The following is a 17,626-nucleotide window of genomic DNA, read 5'->3' on the forward strand; positions in this document are numbered from 1 at the left end:
TCATGATTGAAGCCATACTGCGCCTCTCGATTGAGCGGCGCTACCTGATGCTGTCCCTGGTATTGGTACTGATCGGCGCGGGCATCTGGAGCTACCAGAAGCTGCCCATCGACGCGGTGCCGGATATCACCAACGTACAGGTGCAGATCAATACCGAGGCTCCGGGCTACTCGCCGCTGGAAGCGGAGCAGCGCATCACCTACCCGGTGGAAACGGCCCTGGCGGGGCTGCCAAACCTCTCCTACACGCGCTCACTTTCCCGTTACGGTTTGTCGCAGGTGACGGTGGTATTCGAGGAGGGCACCGACATCTACTTCGCCCGCAACCTGATCGACGCCCGCCTCGGCGCGATCAAGGGCGCGCTGCCGCCGGGTCTGGAGCCGGAGATGGGACCCATCGCCACCGGACTCGGCGAGATATTCATGTATACGTTGGAGGCACTGCCGGGCGCGATACAGGCGGACGGCCGTCCTTATGACGCGACCGCACTGCGAGAGATACAGGACTGGATCATCAAACCACAGTTGGCACTGGTTCCTGGCGTCATCGAGGTGAACACCATCGGTGGCTTTGACAAGCAGTACCACGTAATGCCGAACCCGCGCAAGATACTGGCCTTTGACCTCACTATGGAAGAGGTGATCGAGGCTTTGCGGCGCAACAATGACAACCGCGGTGCAGGTTTCGTGGAGTCGAACGGCCGCCGCCTGCTGGTGCGATCGCCGGGCCAGCTTAAAGATATCGCCGATATCGAAAATGTCGTCGTGGCCAACCGCGATGGCGTACCCGTAAAAGTTGCCGATATAGCCGAGGTAGCCATTGGCAAGGAGTTGCGCACCGGTGCCGCCACCCGTGACGGCAAGGAGACGGTGCTTGGCACCGCGATGATGTTGGTGGGGGAAAACTCCCGTGCCGTGGCCCGGGACGTGGCCGCAGCACTGGAGAGTATCAAACCGTCCCTTCCCGAAGGCGTGCGCCTGGAGGCGGTCTACGATCGCACAACACTGGTGGACAAGGCCATACGTACGGTGCAGAAAAACCTGGTCGAGGGAGCTCTGCTGGTGATTGCGGTGCTTTTCCTTCTGCTGGGCAATCTGCGCGCGGCATTTATCACCGCAGCGGTAATTCCCCTGTCAATGCTGGCCACCATCGCGGGTATGGTGAAGACGGGCGTGTCCGCTAACCTGATGAGCCTGGGTGCGCTGGACTTCGGCCTGATTGTAGACGGTGCGGTGATCATTGTTGAAAACGCCATTCGTCGGCTGGCGGAGGCTCAGCGCCGCAACGGTAATACGCTTCCGCTTCAGGATCGGCTGGAGCTGGTGTTTCACGCCACTAACGAGGTGATTCGCCCGAGTCTGTTTGGGGTGCTTATCATTACGGTGGTCTATATCCCGCTCTTCTCGCTTACCGGTGTGGAAGGAAAAATGTTCCATCCGATGGCGGCCACAGTGGTGATGGCGCTGCTGGCGGCGCTGGCGCTGTCGCTGACGGTGGTGCCGGCGGCGGTGGCTGTGTTCCTGACCGGCAGGATCAGCGAGAAGGAAAACCGCCTGATCGTTGCCGCAAAAAACCTGTATCGGCCACTGCTGCTCGCGGCAATGAAAGTGCGCTGGCTGGTACTGTCCGCAGCCGGCGGGCTGGTGGTGCTCTGCGCCTGGCTCGCCACCACCCTCGGTTCTGAGTTTGTTCCGCAGCTCAACGAGGGGGATATCGCCCTCCACGCACTGCGCATTCCCGGCACCGGCCTGGAACAGTCGCTGGAGATGCAGGAAATCCTCGAGCAGCGCATCAAAGCCTTCCCCCAGGTGGACAAGGTGTTCGCCAAGATTGGCACGCCGGAGGTGGCCACCGATCCTATGCCGCCGAACGTGGCCGACAACTTCGTGATGCTGAAACCGCGGAATGAGTGGCCGGATCCCGACAAGCCCCGTGATGAATTGATCGAGGAAATCGAGGCCGCGGTGCGTCAGCTCCCCGGCAACAACTACGAGTTCACCCAACCGATCGAGATGCGCTTCAACGAATTGATCTCCGGCGTACGGGCAGATCTCGGCATCAAGGTGTTCGGCGATGACCTGGATCAGTTGGTGGCCTCGGCGAAGGAGATTCTCGCCGTGCTGGAGGGCATTGATGGCGCCGCCGACGCACGTGTCGAACAGGTGGAGGGGCTGCCGGTACTATCGGTGGTGCCGAAACGCGTTCAGCTGGCACGCTACGGCCTGGACCTCCAGACACTGCAGGATCTGGTGGCCACCGCCATCGGCGGAGAAAGCGCAGGGCTGATCTATGAAGGCGACCGCCGTTTTCAGCTGGTAGTACGCCTGCCGGAAGACATTCGCCGCGACCTGGATCGGCTCGGCGAATTGCCGGTGCCGCTCCCCGCTGGCGGCTTCGTGCCGCTCGCGGAGGTCGCCGACCTCGAGATGGCCCCGGCCCCCAACCAAGTCAGTCGCGAGAACGGCAAGCGCCGAGTGGTGGTTACCGCCAATGTGCGCGAGCGTGACCTCGGCTCTTTCGTCAAGGAAGTTAAGCAATGGATTGCCAGGGACGTGCAATTGCCGCCGGGCTATTGGCTGGATTACGGGGGCACCTTTGAGCAGCTGGAGTCCGCTAGCCGGCGCCTGTCGCTGGTGGTGCCAGTGACCCTGCTGATTATTCTGGGCCTGCTGGTGACCGCCTTCGGTTCATTGCGGGATGCGCTGATCATCTTTACCGGCGTGCCCCTGGCGCTGACCGGCGGCGTGCTGGCACTCTGGCTGCGCGGCATGCCGCTCTCCATTTCCGCGGGGGTGGGTTTTATCGCACTCTCGGGCGTTGCCGTGTTGAACGGCCTGGTGATGCTGTCGTTTATCCGCGAACTCTGGCGGGAGCGCGGCGACCTGCTGCCGTCCATCGTCGACGGTGCCCTGATCCGCCTGCGTCCGGTGCTGATGACCGCACTGGTGGCGAGTCTTGGCTTTGTGCCCATGGCGCTCAACACCGGCACTGGCGCTGAGGTGCAGCGGCCGCTGGCTACGGTGGTGATCGGCGGCATCATCTCTTCCACGCTGTTGACGCTGTTCGTGCTACCGCTGTTGTATCGGATTGTCCATGGCGGTCGCAACGCCAAACACGATTAGCCAACCAATTACTACAAGCGTCTCAGCGCCAGACTGGGGCGCTTGCTGTCAAGGATTCTTGATTCAAGAGAGAGTGAACCATGAAAAAGATTGAAGCGATAATCAAACCTTTCAAGTTGGCTGACGTGAGAAAGGCTGTCGTTCTGTGCGGCGCACAGGGACTTACCGTAACCGAAGTAAAAGGTATCGGAAACCAAATGGGGCATGTTGAGTTAAGTACTGATCGCGACGACATGGCGGATCTCGTGCCTAAGTTGAAAGTGGACATTGTCATCAGCGATGACCTGGTGCAACCCTGTGTAGAGGCTATCGAAAAAGCGGCGAAGACCGGGAAAATAGGCGACGGCAAGATCTTCGTATCAGACATCGAACAGGTCGTTCGGATCCGAACCAGTGAGCGCGATCACGACGCTTTATAAGCCGGCTAATCAACCTCAGTTTTTTGAAGTTGAGGTTGAATGCGGCAGACGTATTGGTGATGCATGATTATCCTATACGACGTACATCGCCTGTAGCGGCCACTGGATGGAGAACAGTGCCTACAGGTCATGTTGTCCTTGACCGCAACTCAATTGACATCGCCAGCCATCAGAAATTTCAGGGCGTAACTGGAGGTCGCCCTTGCCAAGCGCGCATCTGTCTGGGCCAAAGCCGCTGCAGAGGTAAAAGGAGGCCTCCCAGGGAGATCCCGGGCAGAAGACAAGTCCAGGTAAGGCAGTAGGCGGGCGATATCGAACTCAGTTGAGGATACTGGGCAATGGCCCGCTATGCTTCGCCGTGCCAGCCCAGAACTATGATTGACATGCCGAGCAACGCGACTCCGGCGCCCACCCAATCGAGGACGGACAGCTTTACCCCATCTACGACCCGAAGCCAGACCAGCGCAGTAGCCACATAGACGCCACCGTAGGCTGCGTAGACGCGACCACTTGCGGCTGGGTGTAATGTGAGCAACCAAACGAAGATCGCCAGGCTCATCGCTGCCGGAATCAGCAGCCATATTGGCCCGCCTTTCCGCAGCCAAAGGTAGGGCAGAAAGCAGCCGATGATCTCAGCGAGGGCTGTTACTACGTAAATTCCCGTTGTTTTCAGAATCAAGATCGATAGCTCCACCGTTGATTGACCTCAAAAAGACGTTGGCAGCGGCGTCTGCCCGGAGCGTTTATTATGCTGACATATATAGTCTCGGGTCTAATCAATGTATTCCCAGCAGAACGGCGAGAGAGGGGTACTCTACGGAGTTTTTGCCAAAACCCGAAAGCGGTTGGCTCATCCTTTCCAGGGAAAGAGCGTCCAACTGGATTGTGCGGTCACAGATGCTTTCAACCGCAGTGCGCTACTTCCTGGCCGAACTGCCGCTGTTTTTGCACTCTGCGGATATCGCCGGCAGTGCGTCCGCCTGTTTTTGTTACCAGAGCTGCCCGGACTTCCTGGCCCGGCTGATTGCGCGGGGATTTCCGCAACTGGTGGACGGACGCCACGGTTTTGCCATCGTGCAGCAGAAGAAAGAGGAGCATGTGGAACCATGTCTGGCAACGAAGCGCTGACCATTGGCCGCTTGGCGCGGGCCGCTGGCGTGCATGTGGAGACGGTGCGCTACTACGAGCGGCGGGGTCTGATCGAGCAGCTGGCAAAGCCCGCACAGGGCCACAGAGCTTACCCGCGGACGACCCTCGAGCGCCTGCTGTTTATCAAACGCGCCCAGGAGCTGGGGTTCACGCTTCAGGAGATCGCGGGTCTGCTGGCGCTGGGCGGCGGGCAATGCGCCGAGGTGCAGGCCATGGCCGCGGAAAAGCTGGCGGCAGTGGAAGCCAAGATCACCGACCTCCAGCGCCTTCAGGCGGTCCTCGACAGGCTGGTGCGTAGCTGTAAGGCCAATCGCAGCCATGGGCCTTGCCCCATCGTCGAAACCCTGTTGCCGGACGCTTGACTCCGTACGGTGGTACGGCCTCTAAACTCTGCACATGAGTTCCTAAGAGGGAGAGGCCGTGCCCGCCGGCAACACCAGATTACCCCTGATCGGCGGCATCGCCGCCGCCTTAGGCGCCGGACTTTGCTGCGCCGGTCCATTCGTATTGCTGTCCCTGGGCATCAGCGGCGCCTGGATCGGCAACCTGACCCTGCTGGAGCCCTACCGCCCGCTGTTTATCCTGGCGGTACTGACGCTGTTCGGCTGGGCAGGCTGGAAGGTGTTTGGGCCCTGCGCGCCGGGCAGCGCCTGTGCCGCACCGCGGGTGCGCCGTCGCCGCCAGATACTGTTCGTGCTGGCGGCACTGGCCGCGGCCCTGCTGGTGACCAGCAACTACTGGATTCCGTGGATCGCCTGATCCGCCCATCGTTTCAGACAACACCGAGGAGAAGATACCGTGAAAAACATCCTGATCGCCCTGACCCTGCTCACCGCCAGCCTGTCCGCCCAGACCGCAACGCGCACCGTGACCCTGGATCTGCCCAGCATGAACTGCGCCATGTGCCCCATCACCGTAAAAAAGGCACTGGACAAGCTCGAGGGTGTGCGCAAGGCGGAAGTCAGCTTCGACGACAAGCGCGCGGTGGTGACCTTCGACGACACTGCCACCAGCACCGCGGCGCTGGTGGAAGCCACCACCAACGCCGGCTATCCGTCCACCGTCGTGGAGTAACGCCGTGAAACCGGGCCCGCTGCTGGCGCGTATCGGCGACAAGCTCGGCGCCTTGGGTGCACTGGTATCGGCGGCCGGCTGTGCCGTCTGCTTCCCGGCCATCGCCAGCCTGGGGGCGGCGGTGGGCCTGGGCTTTCTCAGCCGCTGCCAGACCTGACGAGAGGAAAATGTGAAACCTGTATCCATTGTCATCATCGGCAGCGGCTCCGCCGCCTTCGCCTGCGCCATTCAGGCCGTCGACCGCGGCGCGCGCGTCACCCTGGTGGAAGCCGGCGAAGTGATCGGTGGCACCTGCGTCAACGTGGGCTGCGTGCCTTCGAAGATACTGATTCGCGCCGCACAGCTGGCCGAGCAACAGCGCCGCAATCCCTTTGCCGGCATCGCCGACGCCGAACCCGCCGTCGACCGCCCGCAGCTGATCCGCCAGCAGCAGGCGCGGGTGGAGGAGCTGCGCGCGGCCAAGTACCAGCACATCCTGGATACCAATCCGGAGATCCACCTTTTGCGCGGCCGCGCCCGCTTCGCCGACGCCCACACCCTGTCGATTGCGCGCGCGGACGGCAGTGAGGAGCGCCTCAGTGCGGACCAGTTCCTGATCGCCACCGGCGCCAGCCCGGCGCTGCCGCCCATCCCGGGTCTGGCGGACACTCCCTACTGGACTTCCGACGACGCCGTCTTCGCCGACCAGGCGCCGGAACACCTGGTGGTGATCGGCTCCTCGGTGGTGGCCGTGGAGCTGGCCCAGGCCTACCGCCGCCTGGGGTCCCGGGTTACCGTGCTGGCGCGCAGCAGCCTGCTGTTCCGCGAGGAGCCGCTGCTGGGCGAAGGCCTGACCCGCGCTTTCGAAGACGAGGGCATCCGCGTGCTGGGGCAGACCCAGGCCAGCCACGTCGATTACCGGGACGGGGAGTTCATTCTCGACACCAACAGCGGGCAGATCCGCGGTGACCGGCTGCTGGTGGCCACTGGGCGCAACCCGAATACCTGCGGCCTGGGCCTGGAAGCCATCGGCGTGGAGACCGAACCCGGCGGCGCCGTTCGCGTGGACGAGACTCTGCGCACTTCCATGCCGCATATCTATGCCGCCGGCGACTGCAGCGACATGCCCCAGTTCGTGTACGTGGCCGCGGCGGCGGGCACCCGCGCGGCCATCAACATGACCGGTGGCGAGGCCCGTTTGGACACTTCCGCCATGCCCGCGGTCATCTTCACCGACCCGCAGGTGGCCACCGTGGGCCTGTCCGAGCAGGAGGCCCATGTGCGCGGCATAGAGACCGACTGCCGCGTGCTGGAATTGGAAAACGTGCCGCGTGCGCTGGCCAACTTCGACACCCGCGGTTTTATCAAGCTGGTGGCCGAGGCCGGCAGCCACCGGCTGCTCGGCGTCCAGGTGCTGGCCCACGAAGGCGGTGAGGTGATCCAGGCCGCGGCCCTGGCCCTGCGCAACCGCATGACGGTGGAGCAGCTGGCGGACCAGCTATTCCCCTATCTGACCATGGTGGAGGGGCTCAAGCTCTGCGCGCAAACCTTCGCCGGGGATGTGAAGCGCCTGTCCTGTTGTGCCGGCTAATCCGTACATCGGCATCTTAAGGAACAAGGTCGGGTACAAGGTGGGCGTCGGCGCCGGCATCCGCCTCCCCAACAGAACCCTTGACCTGGAGTCGGCTCCAGCTGCTAGCCTTCCCAGGCTTTAACGCAAAACCAAGGAGACTGACAATGAAAATCGCAACTGCAGTGGTCTTAGTACTGTCGCTGGCTGGCGCTGTCGCCTGGGGCGCACAAGCCGGTTCCTGCCCCCTGTGTCCGCCCGCCGAGGCAAACTCCCAGCAGTGACGGCGCGAGTCCCGGAACCACCGGCCAGGGAAGTGGTGCGAACCGATGCCTCCCTGGCCGGTGGTCTCGGGCTGGCGCTGCTGGGCACCAGCTGCTGCGCCCTGCCCATCACCCTGGTGGCGCTGGGCTTCGGCGGCGTGGTGGCCTCGCTGGTGGCGGGGGCCCCCTGGCTGGTGTGGCTGTCCCACTACAAGGGGATTACCTTTACCTTCACCGCGCTGGTGCTGGCCTACAGCGGCCGGCGCCTGCGCAAGGCGCGCCTGTGCGATCCGGCATCGGGAAGGCGGCGCAAATGGCAGCAGCGCATCCTGCGGCTTAACGCCGCGCTGCTCGCGGCGTCGCTCTTCGCCGCCTACGCTTTGCTGCCACTGGTGCAATGGCTGAAAGGATAAGCCGATGAGGATATTCAGATTTCTACTGTTGGGCGCCTGCCTGTTGGCCGCCGCTGCCCGGGCCGACGGGCCGCAATATCGCCTGGGCGTGGACGGCATGGCCTGCCCCTTCTGTGTCGCCGGGGTGGAAAAGCGCCTCAAGCGGATAGACGGCGTTGAGTCGGTCGATGCCGACCTGGACAAGGGCCTGCTGGTCATCCACATGCGCGAGGGCGCATCGCTGACGGAAGAACAGGCGCGCGAACAGGTGGAAAAGGCCGGTTTCAGCCTGCGCACCTTTACTCGCGGTGAGACCCGCGGCGAGGAAAAGTCGTGAACGGACTGTCGCTGCCGAGGCAGCTGCTGCCGCTGCTGGCCGGGCTGCTGCTGAGCCTGCCGCTGCTGGCGGAAAGCCGGCAATATGAACTGGGCGTCGACGGCCTGGCCTGTCCCTTCTGCGCCTACGGCATAGAGAAAAAACTGCGGGCAATAGACGGCGTGGCGCAGGTCCGGGTGGATATTGCCAACAGCCTGGTGCGGGTCACCATGCGTGAAGGCGCCACCCTCAGCGAGGCGCGCGCACGCCGCGCCGTGGAGCAGGCGGGCTTCACTCTGCGCTCCTTCCGGGAAGCCGGCGGTGGCTAGGCACACCGCGGCGCTGTGCCTGCTGCTGTCGCTCAGTGGCGCGGCGCAGGCCGCGCCCATCACCTTCAACACGGCGCTGCCGGTGGCCGAGGGCGAGTTCGTCTGGCGCGAGCAACTGATACGGCGCCGGCGCTCGGACGACGGCCCACTGAACCGAGAGGTGTCGGTAGATGCCCTGGGCAGCGTGCTGGGCTACGGCGCCAACTCGCGCCTGGCACTGTTTGCCGCGCTGCCATACTTCTTTGACAGGAAGTTGCGCCTCACCACCCCCGGCGGACGTCTGCAACGCGACACTGGCGGCATCGGCGACCTGGCCCTGTTCGCCCGCTACACCCTCTACAAGCGCGATTCCAAGGGCGCCACCTTCCGCATAGCGCCACTGCTCGGCCTGGAAGCGCCCACCGGCGACGACAGCGACCGCGATGCCGTCGGCCGCCTGCCGCGGCCGCTGCAGGCGGGCAGCGGCGGCTGGGACGTCTTCGGCGGTGTGGTGGTCACCTGGCAGACGCTGAAATACCAGATCGACAGCCAGTTGCTCTACCGCGAAAACGGCCGTCACGACGGCTTCGATCCCGGCAACCAGTGGCGCTTCGACGCCTCCCTGCAGTACCGCGCCTGGCCGCGCGAATTGACCGGAGGTACGCCAGCCTTCCTCTATCTGGTGCTGGAATCCAACCTGTCCCACACCGGGCGCGATATCGACGATGAGCGCGGCATAGGCCGCGACCCCAACTCGGGCGGCACCCAGTGGCTGCTGGCGCCCGGACTGCAGTATGTGACCCAGCGCTGGATCCTCGAGGGCGCGGTGCAGTTGCCCGTTGCCAGCAATCCCCACGGCGACGCCTTGGAGGACGACTACATAGTGCGCGCCGGCTTCCGTCACAACTTCTGAGAGCTTTCGGGGAGATGGAAATGGGCAGAGGTATCCACCGCCTGGTCGCGCTCACTGCGCTGCTCGTCGCGCTTCTCTTTGCCGTTCTTTACGCCGTTCTCTACGCCGGTGGCGCCGTCCACTGGGACCGCGAGCCGCCCTACCAACTGGTCGACAGTTGGGGTGGCAGGGGCAGCGATCCCGGGCAGTTCAACGACCCCACCGGCATTGCGGTCAGCGACGGCGAGATATTCGTGGCCGACGCCCGCAACCGCCGCATCCAGGTGTTCGACCAGCGCGGCAACTTCCGCCGCGCCTTCGGCAGCGGGGTGCTCGAACGGCCGATGAACCTGGCCATCGCCGGCGGGCGCCTCTACGTGCCGGATTACTTCAAAGACGTGATCCAGGTTTTTGCCCTCGACGGCAGGCACCTGCGCACCCTCGGCGCCGGCACCGGCCTCGACAGCCCCGGCGGCGTCGCCGTGCGCGGGGACGGCTCGCTGCTGGTGGCCGACACCTACGGCCAGCGCATTCTGCACCTGGATGCGGACGGCCGACTGCTGCACCGCTGGGGCGGCCGGGGCAGCGGCGCCGGCGAGTTCAGCTACCCCACCGATGTGGCGGTAGCCGGCGGCGGCTTCTACGTGGCCGACGGCTACAACGACCGCATCCAGCAGTTCGACGCCAATGGCGTCCTGGTGCGCAAGTGGGGCGGCCCCTTCGCCGCCAATATCTTCGGTCCCTTTCGCGGCTGGTTCGCCACCGCCACCTCGGTGGCCGCGGCCGCGGACGGCAGCGTCTTCGTCGCCGACTTCTACAACGACCGCATCCAGAAATTCAGTGCCGACGGCCGCTTCCTGACCGCCTTCGGCAGCCCTTCGCGCGGCCCGGGCCACACACAAATCGCCGTGGCCGTCGACGCCGATGGCAGTGTCTGGAGCGCCAACTACGCCGACAATCGGGTGGAGAAATGGCGCCCGCTGCCGCAAACTGAAGACTGATATCGAGCGGAGACGTCACATGCCAGTACAGGTGGAACTGCTCATCGCCAACGGTTGCGGCGCCTGCCGGCGGGCCAGGACATTGCTCGCGGAGGTGATCGACGAGCTGGATGACCCGCGGCTGGAGTACCGGGAGCTGGATTTGGTGGAAGAGATCGACTACGCGGTGCAACTGGGCGTCACGGCTTCCCCGGCGGTGGCCGTGGACGGGCAGCTGCTGCCGCTGGCTTTTTTTTCCAGGAAAAAACTGCGCGCAGCCATCGCCGCGCGCCTGGAGACTTTGCATCGTGAAACGCATCGGTGAAGTCGCGGCGGCGTTGGGTGTCGGCGTGGACACCCTGCGCTACTACGAAAAAATCCGCCTGCTGCCAGCGGTTGCGCGCGATGGCGCCGGCCTGCGTCTCTATTCCGAGAAGGACCTGTCGCGCCTGCGCTTTATCCGCCGCGCGCAGAAAATGGGCTTCAGTCTCGAGGAGATATCCCGGCTGCTCGAGTTCCGTGAAAACCCGCAGGGCGCCAAGCCCCAGGTGCGGCGCCTGGCGCAGGCCAAGCTGGAACAGTTGGAGGCGAGCCTTGCGGACCTGGCCCACCTGCGCGACGAGCTGCGCCTGTTGACCAGCCTGTGTCGCGCCGATGTGGACGGCTGCCCGATCTTGCAGAATATTGAGGGCAATCATGAAGAAAGGGAGCAGAATGGATAGCTGCCAATTCCTCTCTCTGGAAATGTAAAGTTTCCTAAATTCCTCCCAATTCCCTATTTGCTCGACCAGTGCACGTGCACGATTTTCCAGTCGCCGTCGCTGCGTTTGAGCACAAGGGTTTCCATGCTTTGCAGGTCCAGCACCGTATTCTGTTCCTACGGCTCTTTGCCCTGTCCGCCGGTGCAGCTGCAATGCTGTTGCTGTGGTGCCGCGGGGAATAATAAAAAATGAAACTGGACTTTGGTTTCCGAGCCCACACGACGATCGAATTCGAACTCAGCGAAGAGCTATGTCGAGATCAAATTGACAAGCAAATATCGACCGCAAGGGTTGATCCTCCGTAGCGTTTGAACCCTCGGACAACTGTTGCAATGTTTAGCGGTCCTCGAATTGCAATATGACGATGCCAAGCAGGATCACGGCGATACCCGCTGCTTGTCCGGTATCGAGTCGCTCACCGAAGTACAGGTAGCCAATGGCCAAGCCGAATGCCGGGGTGAGAAAGCTGAACACATTCAAGCGGCCCAGGGGCATCTTTGCCAGCAGCCAATACCAGAGAACTACCATCAACGCAGTAGCCAGGGCGGACAGGACCAGTAGCGAACCGCTGAAACCCAGCGTCCAGTGCACGCTCCAGGGCTCTTCGGCGATTGCCGAGGCGAGCAGCAGCAGGCCGCTGCCGATAACGAGCTGCACGGCCATGGGCAACAGCACGGCGCCCTGCGCGCAGCGCTTGAGCAGCACGTTGCCCGCGGCAGTGCCGATGGCAGCGACAAGAACCCAGGCCACTCCGGCGATATAGCCATTATCCCCGCCGTCCGTTCCCCCCAGGGACAAGAGGGTGACTCCGGCAAAACCAACGGTGAAACCGAGCAGGGCGCACCGCGTCAGCGGCTCATCCAGCCAGGCGGCCGCCATCAGCGCGGCTAGCAACGGCTGGGTGGATGCGAGCACCGTAGCCAGCCCGGGAGAGAGGCGGCCGGCGCCGAGAAACATCCCCCCGAACCCCATCGCAGTAAACGTAAGCCCGATAGCAGCGAGGGCTGGCCAGTCGCGCCGGCGGAGTCTCAAGCCGTGCCTGCGCGACTGCAATATCGCCACCAGTGCCAGGAGCAAACCGGACAGCAAGGCCCGCAGGGCCGCAAAAAACAGGGGAGGGGCGTGGGGAAGGCCGATGGTTATAAACGGAAAGCAGATGGCCCAGAGTAGGGCCACCACCGGCATCCATATCCAGGCGAGCAGCCTGTTTTCACGGCTTGCCGCCGGCATCAGCTGCGGTGCCTCGCGTAGCGCCGCCACGCCAGGTGCTCGTAGAGCGAACCCCACATCAGCCCCAGGGTTGCCGCGAACAGCAGTTCCTCGAGCGGTACGCCGCCGATCAGCAGTCCGCTGAGCCGCTCCAGCCGCCAGACCCGCGACACATAGTCCGGATAGACGGCGGCCAGTGATGCGAAGTAGAGGAAGTACAGTGCGGTAAACAGCAGCGCGGCAATGCACATCGGGCGCCACAGGTCCGGGCGACAGAGGCCGGTGGCCAGGCCGCCGAGCAACATTGCCAGGGAGGCGGTGTAGATGGGGTTCAAATCCGTCGCCAGGTACAGGATGGCGAAGGCGACAAAGGGCACCGACAGCATCAGCCGGTGCCAGCGGTGCCGCGGGTGCCGCCGTTCGCAGGGCTCGACGCCTTTCTCCTGCACCGGCACCAGCGCCGGGTAGAGGGTGCTGGCGATGCCGCCGGCGGCAAAGGCGAACAGCAGGCTCTCCAGGTCGAAGCCGGTGCGCGCAGCCAGGTCGAACAGGGTCGGCGGCTGCCAGTAGTCCGGCACGAACAGCGGCTCGGTGAGTCCCAGCGGCGCGGTGCACAGGCCGGCCAGCCACATCCTGCGGCGCAGCGCCGGGCGTGCGGCGTAGATCAGCGCCCAGATCCCCAGCAGGATCAGGCTCCAGGTCAGGTAGGCGAACTTCACCCCCGCGCCTCCAGCGCACGCACCCCGTCGGCGAGCAGGCCGGCGATATCGATGGCATTGCTCGGGTGGGGGATGGAGTTGCTGGTCACCACGCGCGTCGTGGCGGATGCCAGTTGGGTCGCGGCCTCCCCGGCAAAGACGCCGTGCACACCGATGCACACCGCCTTCGGCAGGCCGAGGCGCTGCAGCTGTTTCAGGGTTTCCAGCATGGTGTGGCCGCTGGAGACGATATCGTCCACCAGTACCGGCGTGTGCGATCGCCAGCGCGCGATATCCGGCGCGCTGACCTCCACGTCGCGATCGCCGTGGCGCACCTTGTGCAGGACCGTAAAGGGTGAACCGGCGCGTCCGGCCACCGCCTCGACCCACTGTGCGCTTTCGCTGTCGGGACCGATCAGCAGCGGATTGTCGATATTCGCCGCAATCCATTCGGCGATCAGCGGTGCGGCCTGCAGGGCCAGTGCCGGTATCGTGTAGATTTCCGCCAGCGATGCATAGCGGTGCAGGTGCGGGTCCACGGTGACCAGGCCATCGAAACTTGTTGAAACCAGTCTGGCGAAATAGCGCGAGGTGACGCCCTCGCCAGGGTGAAAGCGTTTGTCCTGGCGCATATAGGGCAGGTAGGGCGCGGCCAGCAGCAGGGATTCCGCGCCCAGGTCGCGCAGGGTGCCCGCCAGCAGCAGGGCGGGCAGCGTGTTGCGGTCAGGCCGGTGCAGGTCCGCCAGCAGCACCAGATTTTGCCCGCGCACCTCGTCGAGGACGCGGAAATAGCTTTCGCCATCGGGAAAATGCCGCGTATCCAGTCTCCCCTCGGCGGCGCCGAGTCGCTTTGCCAGTTCCGCAGCCAACGCCCGGTTGGGATGGAGGCTAAAAATTGTGCCAGCCATTTCTCTGTCCTCGCCGCTAACAGGGAGTGAAGCGCAGCAGCGGGCGCGGATCTGTGCGCCCTTCAAGGGCCGTAAGCTCGTCCGCGCCCAACCATTCGGACAGTAGAACGTCGAGAGCGCCAGCCAGTGACTGCAACAGATGCAGCCAGCTGCAGCCATTGGCGAACAGCATGCCCTCCGTATCCAGGGTGCCACCGCGGTTGCGGTAGCCGAAGAGGATCTGTTGCCCGCCGCCCGGCAGCAGCCCGGCGAGTGCCTCGGGGCGGGTGTGGCTGGCGACCATGGTGACGCTGGCGTCTGCGCGAAACAGTTCCTCTACGAGTGCCGTGTCCGTGCCCGCCCGCCGCTCCCATTCATCGCGAAAATCCCGGCGGAAGCGCCCCGGCTCCAACAGGCAGATGAGCGCCGCGTCGATCCCGCGCTCCGCCAGTCGCTGTTGGGCCAGCCAACACTGCTGCAACTGATAGGCGCCCACGGCCACCAGGCGTACGCTTGCGGTTGGGTTTCCCTCCACCAGCAGGGCGCCGTCGCGCACCAGCTGCTGTGCCTGCTCGCCGTCCAGCAGTACCGGCAGTTCCCGTTTCGGCACCACCAGCGCGTGCAGTTCCCCCTGCCGCCGGTAGCAGTCTGCCAGCGCCGCCAGGGCACTGTTGGCGTCCACCGGGAAGCGCACCACGCTGGTGTCGGACATCTCGCCGAGCAGCGCTTCGCACAGGGTGGGATCTTGATGAGACTGTTCGTTCTTGCCGTTCTCCCAGGTGTGCGAGCTGAGCAGGAAGGGCACCGACAGCCACTGCGGCGGCCGTCCCGCCTCCTTCTGGTGGCGGGCAAAGATGAGTTCCTGGCGCAGGATGCCGAGCATCTTCACCGCGAAGGCCTCATAGGTCACCACTAGGTTGATGCCGCCCTTGTTGCCCAGCGCTGCGCAGGCCACTGCCTCCTCGTTGAGGGCGGTGATCACCGCGCCGTCCACCGCCTCGTCGCTGCCGGCCTCGGGCACGAAGACCCGGTGGCGGAATTGTTCCAGGGTGCGGGTAAAGCGGTTGCTGTGCAGCTCGTCGGGATTGCCTACGCGCACCCGCCACTCGGGATTGGCGCCGGTGATGGCGACGAAATACTCGTCGAGTGCGGCCATCGGCGACTCGCGCCCGCCGACGGGGCGCCAGTCCGGTAGCAGCGGGTGCGCCAGAACGACATCGCGCCTGCCCAGCGGGTGGTCTTTTTCCCGCACGCGCCCCTGGGCGGCGTGGTCGGCGAAATAGGGCAGGGCCTCGCGCAGTTGCCGCTCCTCCACATAGAGTTCGGCGGCGCCGGCGGTAAACTCGCCGCGGGCGCTATCGTCCTGCGCTGGGTTGCCCGCCAGCGGCAGCCCGTGGGCGCGGTTGGTGCCGGCGCCGGGAAAGCCGTAGCCTTTCGGCGCCTCGGCGATCACATAGTGCAGCGGTACCGGATAGCGGGTGCTGCCGTTGGCGACCGCATCGGCGCAGCCCTGCAGGCGCTCCTCGGCCTCGAAAATGGCCCAGGCGAAAGCGGCGGGGTCGGTGCCGTCGATCAGCAGCGGATCGAAGCCGTTCAGGCGCAGGTGCGCGGCAAACCAGTCCACGCCGCCCTGCTGGAACAGGGTGGAGCGCTGCTCGATGCGCCGCCCGTTGGCGATCATGATCGGGGTGACCAGCCCGCAGTCCGCGGCGCGCCACCAGCGCGGTGCCCAGTCGCTGCCGCGCTGCTCCTCGAAGGCGCCGTCGCTGAGGAAAGCCACCAGCCGCTCGCCCGGCAGCGGCATATGTACATACTGCACTTCGGCGAAGCCGAGATAGCCGCCCTCGAGAATGCCGCCGGCGGTGTTCACATTCACGTGGCTGCCCAGTGGCGATTCGGGCCGGCCCCGGTTGTCCAGCGCGTAGGAGTAGAAGTCGCGCACGAACCGCGTCAGGCCCTCGTCGGTCCAGCTGTAGCGGGCGGCGTGCTCCGCCTCCATGTTGCCCACCAGCAGGTTGCAGGCGTCGATGGCGGCCACGCAGTGGCCCTGGCCCATCAGCCAGCTGCGGGTGAGGCCGCAGAGCGCATTGGCCGCCAGGTAGCCGATATAGCCCGGCACCATGTTCAGCGAGCCGCCGGTGTGGCCCTGGGGATCGGCCTTGAAATCCGCCGCGGCCAGTGGCCGCCCGTCGGTGCAGACGCGCTTCGCATAGGTCATGTGCACCACCAGCCACATGGCCGCCCGCGCCAGCCGGTCAGCGGCGCCTAACAGGCGGAACACCTGGGACCTGTCGGCCACCGCGCCGCGCTGCTCCAGGTCGCAGGCCATGCGGAAGACCTTGACCTGGGTGTCGGCGCGGTGGCGGATCACCCCGTATCCCGCCGCCCAGGCGGCGAAGTCGGTATCGTGCTCGCGATAGCTGCGCGCCTGGCGCTCTTGTTGGTGCCTCTGGTGCGTGCGCTGGTTCATGTCTCCTCTCCCTGTAGCAACAGTTCTGCGTTAAATAGCAGCTCGCGCGCCTCGTCCGCGGGCAGTACATGGATCTCCGCGCTACCCACGCCTGTGTCCCTCGCGCCTATGTCCGCCTCGCCGGCGCTCGCCGCCGAGTTGCGCGCGGCGTCCAGTTGAAGACCGAGCGCGGCCAGCGGCGCGAGTATCTGCGCGCGCACCTGGGGGCAGTGCTCGCCGATGCCGCCGGAAAACACCAGCGCATCGGCGCCGCCCATTTCCGCGAGATAGGCACCGATATATTTGCGCGCGCGGCGGCAGAAAATATCCAGCGCCAGTTTTGCGCTCTGGTCCTCACGCGCCAGCAGTTCGCGCATGTCGTCCGTGCCGGCGAGCGCCACCAGCCCCGAGCAGCGGTTCAGGATTTCATCGAGTTTGGCGGCGTTTATGCCGCCGTTGCGCAGCAGATAGAGCAGCAGCCCCGGGTCCAGGTCGCCGGCGCGCCGGCCCATGACCATGCCCTCCAGCGGGGTGAAGCCCATGGAGGTGTCCAGCGGCCTGCCGTCCAGGATGGCCGCGGCGGAACAGCCGGCGCCCAGTTGCAGGGTGATCAGCCGGCCGCGGCTGCGCCCGCTGATCTCGCACCAGCGCCGCCACATGGCGCTGTGGGCCAGGCCGTGGAAACCGTAGCGGCGCAGCGCCTGCGCGGAGACCAACTCCTGAGGCAGCGGGTAGCGCCGCGCCGCCTCCGGCAGGTCCGCGAAAAAGGCGCTGTCCGCCACCGCGACCTGCGCTGTCGAGGGGAGGAGCGCCCGGAACTCGTGCATCCACGCCAGTGCCGGGGGATTGTGCAACGGGGCCAGCGCCGCGGTGCCTTCCAGTTGGGCGAGCAGTGGTTCGTCCAGTATTGCACTGCGCGGCAGCACCGCGCCGCCATGCACATAGCGGTGGGCCACGCACAGCAGCCGGTGTTCGCGAATCCCGGCGACGGCGAGAAATTCCGCGATTTCTGGCGCTTCCGCCGTCGCTAGAGGCCAGTTGCGATACAGGCTTTGCCAGGGGCGGCCCGGTTCGCGGACAAAGGCGGTCACCTTCAGCGATGAACTGCCGACGTTGACCGCGATTGCCTGCTGTCCGGCGCCTTTTGCTGCGGTCATC

Annotated in this window: 22 protein-coding genes; 15 read left to right on the forward strand and 7 right to left on the reverse strand. The window is 64.9% G+C overall.

All coding sequences use genetic code 11. The features are described from left to right. The first annotated feature begins 2 nt into the window (after positions 1-2). Positions 3-3,122, forward strand: coding sequence for an efflux RND transporter permease subunit (locus tag ACXAF3_RS01900; RefSeq protein WP_475110609.1), 3,120 nt, complete (start codon positions 3-5; stop codon positions 3,120-3,122). An 80-nt stretch (positions 3,123-3,202) separates the two neighbouring features. Beyond that, the gene (locus tag ACXAF3_RS01905; protein ID WP_475110610.1) at positions 3,203-3,541 is read left to right on the forward strand and encodes a P-II family nitrogen regulator; all 339 of its coding nucleotides are present in this window, start codon (positions 3,203-3,205) and stop codon (positions 3,539-3,541) included. A 346-nt stretch (positions 3,542-3,887) separates the two neighbouring features. On the opposite strand, the gene ACXAF3_RS01910 is transcribed toward ACXAF3_RS01905, so the two are convergent. After that, positions 3,888-4,223, reverse strand: coding sequence for a YnfA family protein (locus tag ACXAF3_RS01910; RefSeq protein WP_475110789.1), 336 nt, complete (start codon positions 4,221-4,223; stop codon positions 3,888-3,890). A 143-nt stretch (positions 4,224-4,366) separates the two neighbouring features. Here ACXAF3_RS01910 and ACXAF3_RS01915 point away from each other — a divergent pair, with 143 nt between their 5' ends. The 13 genes from ACXAF3_RS01915 to ACXAF3_RS01975 all read left to right on the forward strand — a co-directional run bounded on the left by ACXAF3_RS01915 (position 4,367) and on the right by ACXAF3_RS01975 (position 11,186). After that, a complete protein-coding gene (locus ACXAF3_RS01915; RefSeq protein ID WP_475110611.1) occupies positions 4,367-4,669 on the forward strand; it encodes a tRNA-dependent cyclodipeptide synthase in 303 nt (100 codons plus the stop codon). Continuing rightward, a complete protein-coding gene (gene merR / locus ACXAF3_RS01920) occupies positions 4,648-5,052 on the forward strand; it encodes an Hg(II)-responsive transcriptional regulator (RefSeq protein ID WP_475110612.1) in 405 nt (134 codons plus the stop codon). Before ACXAF3_RS01915 ends, merR begins: the two co-directional genes overlap by 22 nt. Before the next feature lie 58 nt (positions 5,053-5,110). Then, complete coding sequence (locus ACXAF3_RS01925; protein WP_475110613.1) at positions 5,111-5,449, forward strand: mercuric transporter MerT family protein; 339 nt, start codon at positions 5,111-5,113, stop codon at positions 5,447-5,449. A gap of 39 nt (positions 5,450-5,488) precedes the next feature. Continuing rightward, positions 5,489-5,764 carry a mercury resistance system periplasmic binding protein MerP gene (gene merP, locus ACXAF3_RS01930; protein ID WP_475110614.1) on the forward strand — a complete coding sequence of 92 codons (276 nt, stop codon included), beginning with the start codon at positions 5,489-5,491 and terminating at the stop codon, positions 5,762-5,764. 4 nt (positions 5,765-5,768) lie between these two features. Next, complete coding sequence (locus ACXAF3_RS01935; RefSeq protein ID WP_475110615.1) at positions 5,769-5,921, forward strand: hypothetical protein; 153 nt, start codon at positions 5,769-5,771, stop codon at positions 5,919-5,921. 12 nt (positions 5,922-5,933) lie between these two features. Beyond that, positions 5,934-7,334, forward strand: a complete 1,401-nt coding sequence (gene merA, locus ACXAF3_RS01940; RefSeq protein ID WP_475110616.1) for a mercury(II) reductase — start codon at positions 5,934-5,936, stop codon at positions 7,332-7,334. Positions 7,335-7,632: 298 nt separating this feature from the next. Further along, positions 7,633-7,989, forward strand: coding sequence for a hypothetical protein (locus ACXAF3_RS01945; protein ID WP_475110617.1), 357 nt, complete (start codon positions 7,633-7,635; stop codon positions 7,987-7,989). Positions 7,990-7,993: 4 nt separating this feature from the next. Beyond that, positions 7,994-8,305: a heavy-metal-associated domain-containing protein gene (locus ACXAF3_RS01950; RefSeq protein WP_475110618.1), complete on the forward strand. Its 312-nt coding sequence runs from the start codon at positions 7,994-7,996 to the stop codon at positions 8,303-8,305. Further along, positions 8,302-8,613: a heavy-metal-associated domain-containing protein gene (locus ACXAF3_RS01955; RefSeq protein WP_475110619.1), complete on the forward strand. Its 312-nt coding sequence runs from the start codon at positions 8,302-8,304 to the stop codon at positions 8,611-8,613. Before ACXAF3_RS01950 ends, ACXAF3_RS01955 begins: the two co-directional genes overlap by 4 nt. After that, positions 8,606-9,505, forward strand: a complete 900-nt coding sequence (locus ACXAF3_RS01960) for a transporter (RefSeq protein ID WP_475110620.1) — start codon at positions 8,606-8,608, stop codon at positions 9,503-9,505. Before ACXAF3_RS01955 ends, ACXAF3_RS01960 begins: the two co-directional genes overlap by 8 nt. A 20-nt stretch (positions 9,506-9,525) precedes the next feature. Beyond that, positions 9,526-10,485 carry an NHL repeat-containing protein gene (locus ACXAF3_RS01965; RefSeq protein ID WP_475110621.1) on the forward strand — a complete coding sequence of 320 codons (960 nt, stop codon included), beginning with the start codon at positions 9,526-9,528 and terminating at the stop codon, positions 10,483-10,485. 19 nt (positions 10,486-10,504) lie between these two features. Next, positions 10,505-10,789 (forward strand): thioredoxin domain-containing protein, encoded by a 285-nt coding sequence (locus ACXAF3_RS01970; RefSeq protein WP_475110622.1) that lies wholly within the window; start codon positions 10,505-10,507, stop codon positions 10,787-10,789. Continuing rightward, the gene (locus ACXAF3_RS01975; protein WP_323844328.1) at positions 10,773-11,186 is read left to right on the forward strand and encodes a heavy metal-responsive transcriptional regulator; all 414 of its coding nucleotides are present in this window, start codon (positions 10,773-10,775) and stop codon (positions 11,184-11,186) included. Before ACXAF3_RS01970 ends, ACXAF3_RS01975 begins: the two co-directional genes overlap by 17 nt. Before the next feature lie 53 nt (positions 11,187-11,239). Here ACXAF3_RS01975 and ACXAF3_RS01980 read toward each other — a convergent pair whose 3' ends face one another. The 6 genes from ACXAF3_RS01980 to ACXAF3_RS02005 all read right to left on the reverse strand — a co-directional run bounded on the left by ACXAF3_RS01980 (position 11,240) and on the right by ACXAF3_RS02005 (position 17,625). Then, the gene (locus tag ACXAF3_RS01980; RefSeq protein ID WP_422732604.1) at positions 11,240-11,329 is read right to left on the reverse strand and encodes a nuclear transport factor 2 family protein; all 90 of its coding nucleotides are present in this window, start codon (positions 11,327-11,329) and stop codon (positions 11,240-11,242) included. A gap of 232 nt (positions 11,330-11,561) precedes the next feature. Next, positions 11,562-12,485, reverse strand: a complete 924-nt coding sequence (locus ACXAF3_RS01985) for a DMT family transporter (protein ID WP_323844327.1) — start codon at positions 12,483-12,485, stop codon at positions 11,562-11,564. After that, positions 12,455-13,153 (reverse strand): lycopene cyclase domain-containing protein, encoded by a 699-nt coding sequence (locus ACXAF3_RS01990; RefSeq protein ID WP_323844326.1) that lies wholly within the window; start codon positions 13,151-13,153, stop codon positions 12,455-12,457. The genes ACXAF3_RS01985 and ACXAF3_RS01990 overlap by 31 nt, the downstream gene beginning before the upstream one ends. After that, positions 13,150-14,040 carry a ribose-phosphate pyrophosphokinase gene (locus tag ACXAF3_RS01995; protein WP_323844325.1) on the reverse strand — a complete coding sequence of 297 codons (891 nt, stop codon included), beginning with the start codon at positions 14,038-14,040 and terminating at the stop codon, positions 13,150-13,152. Before ACXAF3_RS01995 ends, ACXAF3_RS01990 begins: the two co-directional genes overlap by 4 nt. Before the next feature lie 16 nt (positions 14,041-14,056). Further along, positions 14,057-16,489 carry a phosphoketolase family protein gene (locus ACXAF3_RS02000; protein ID WP_323844324.1) on the reverse strand — a complete coding sequence of 811 codons (2,433 nt, stop codon included), beginning with the start codon at positions 16,487-16,489 and terminating at the stop codon, positions 14,057-14,059. Continuing rightward, positions 16,486-17,625, reverse strand: coding sequence for an acetate/propionate family kinase (locus tag ACXAF3_RS02005; protein ID WP_475110623.1), 1,140 nt, complete (start codon positions 17,623-17,625; stop codon positions 16,486-16,488). Before ACXAF3_RS02005 ends, ACXAF3_RS02000 begins: the two co-directional genes overlap by 4 nt. Position 17,626 lies beyond the last annotated feature (1 nt).

Source organism: Microbulbifer sp. ABF4_143 (assembly GCF_056160225.1).

What these genes read in the sequence shown, in the direction of transcription:
- ACXAF3_RS01900 (WP_475110609.1), top strand. Translation starts at nt 3, where the DNA reads ATGATTGAAGCCATACTGCGCCTCTCGATTGAGCGGCGCTACCTGATG.
- ACXAF3_RS01905 (WP_475110610.1), top strand. Translation starts at nt 3,203, where the DNA reads ATGAAAAAGATTGAAGCGATAATCAAACCTTTCAAGTTGGCTGACGTG.
- ACXAF3_RS01995 (WP_323844325.1), bottom strand. Translation starts at nt 14,040, where the DNA reads ATGGCTGGCACAATTTTTAGCCTCCATCCCAACCGGGCGTTGGCTGCG.
- ACXAF3_RS01965 (WP_475110621.1), top strand. Translation starts at nt 9,526, where the DNA reads ATGGGCAGAGGTATCCACCGCCTGGTCGCGCTCACTGCGCTGCTCGTC.
- merR (WP_475110612.1), top strand. Translation starts at nt 4,648, where the DNA reads ATGTCTGGCAACGAAGCGCTGACCATTGGCCGCTTGGCGCGGGCCGCT.
- ACXAF3_RS02005 (WP_475110623.1), bottom strand. Translation starts at nt 17,625, where the DNA reads ATGACCGCAGCAAAAGGCGCCGGACAGCAGGCAATCGCGGTCAACGTC.
- ACXAF3_RS02000 (WP_323844324.1), bottom strand. Translation starts at nt 16,489, where the DNA reads ATGAACCAGCGCACGCACCAGAGGCACCAACAAGAGCGCCAGGCGCGC.
- ACXAF3_RS01950 (WP_475110618.1), top strand. Translation starts at nt 7,994, where the DNA reads ATGAGGATATTCAGATTTCTACTGTTGGGCGCCTGCCTGTTGGCCGCC.
- ACXAF3_RS01970 (WP_475110622.1), top strand. Translation starts at nt 10,505, where the DNA reads ATGCCAGTACAGGTGGAACTGCTCATCGCCAACGGTTGCGGCGCCTGC.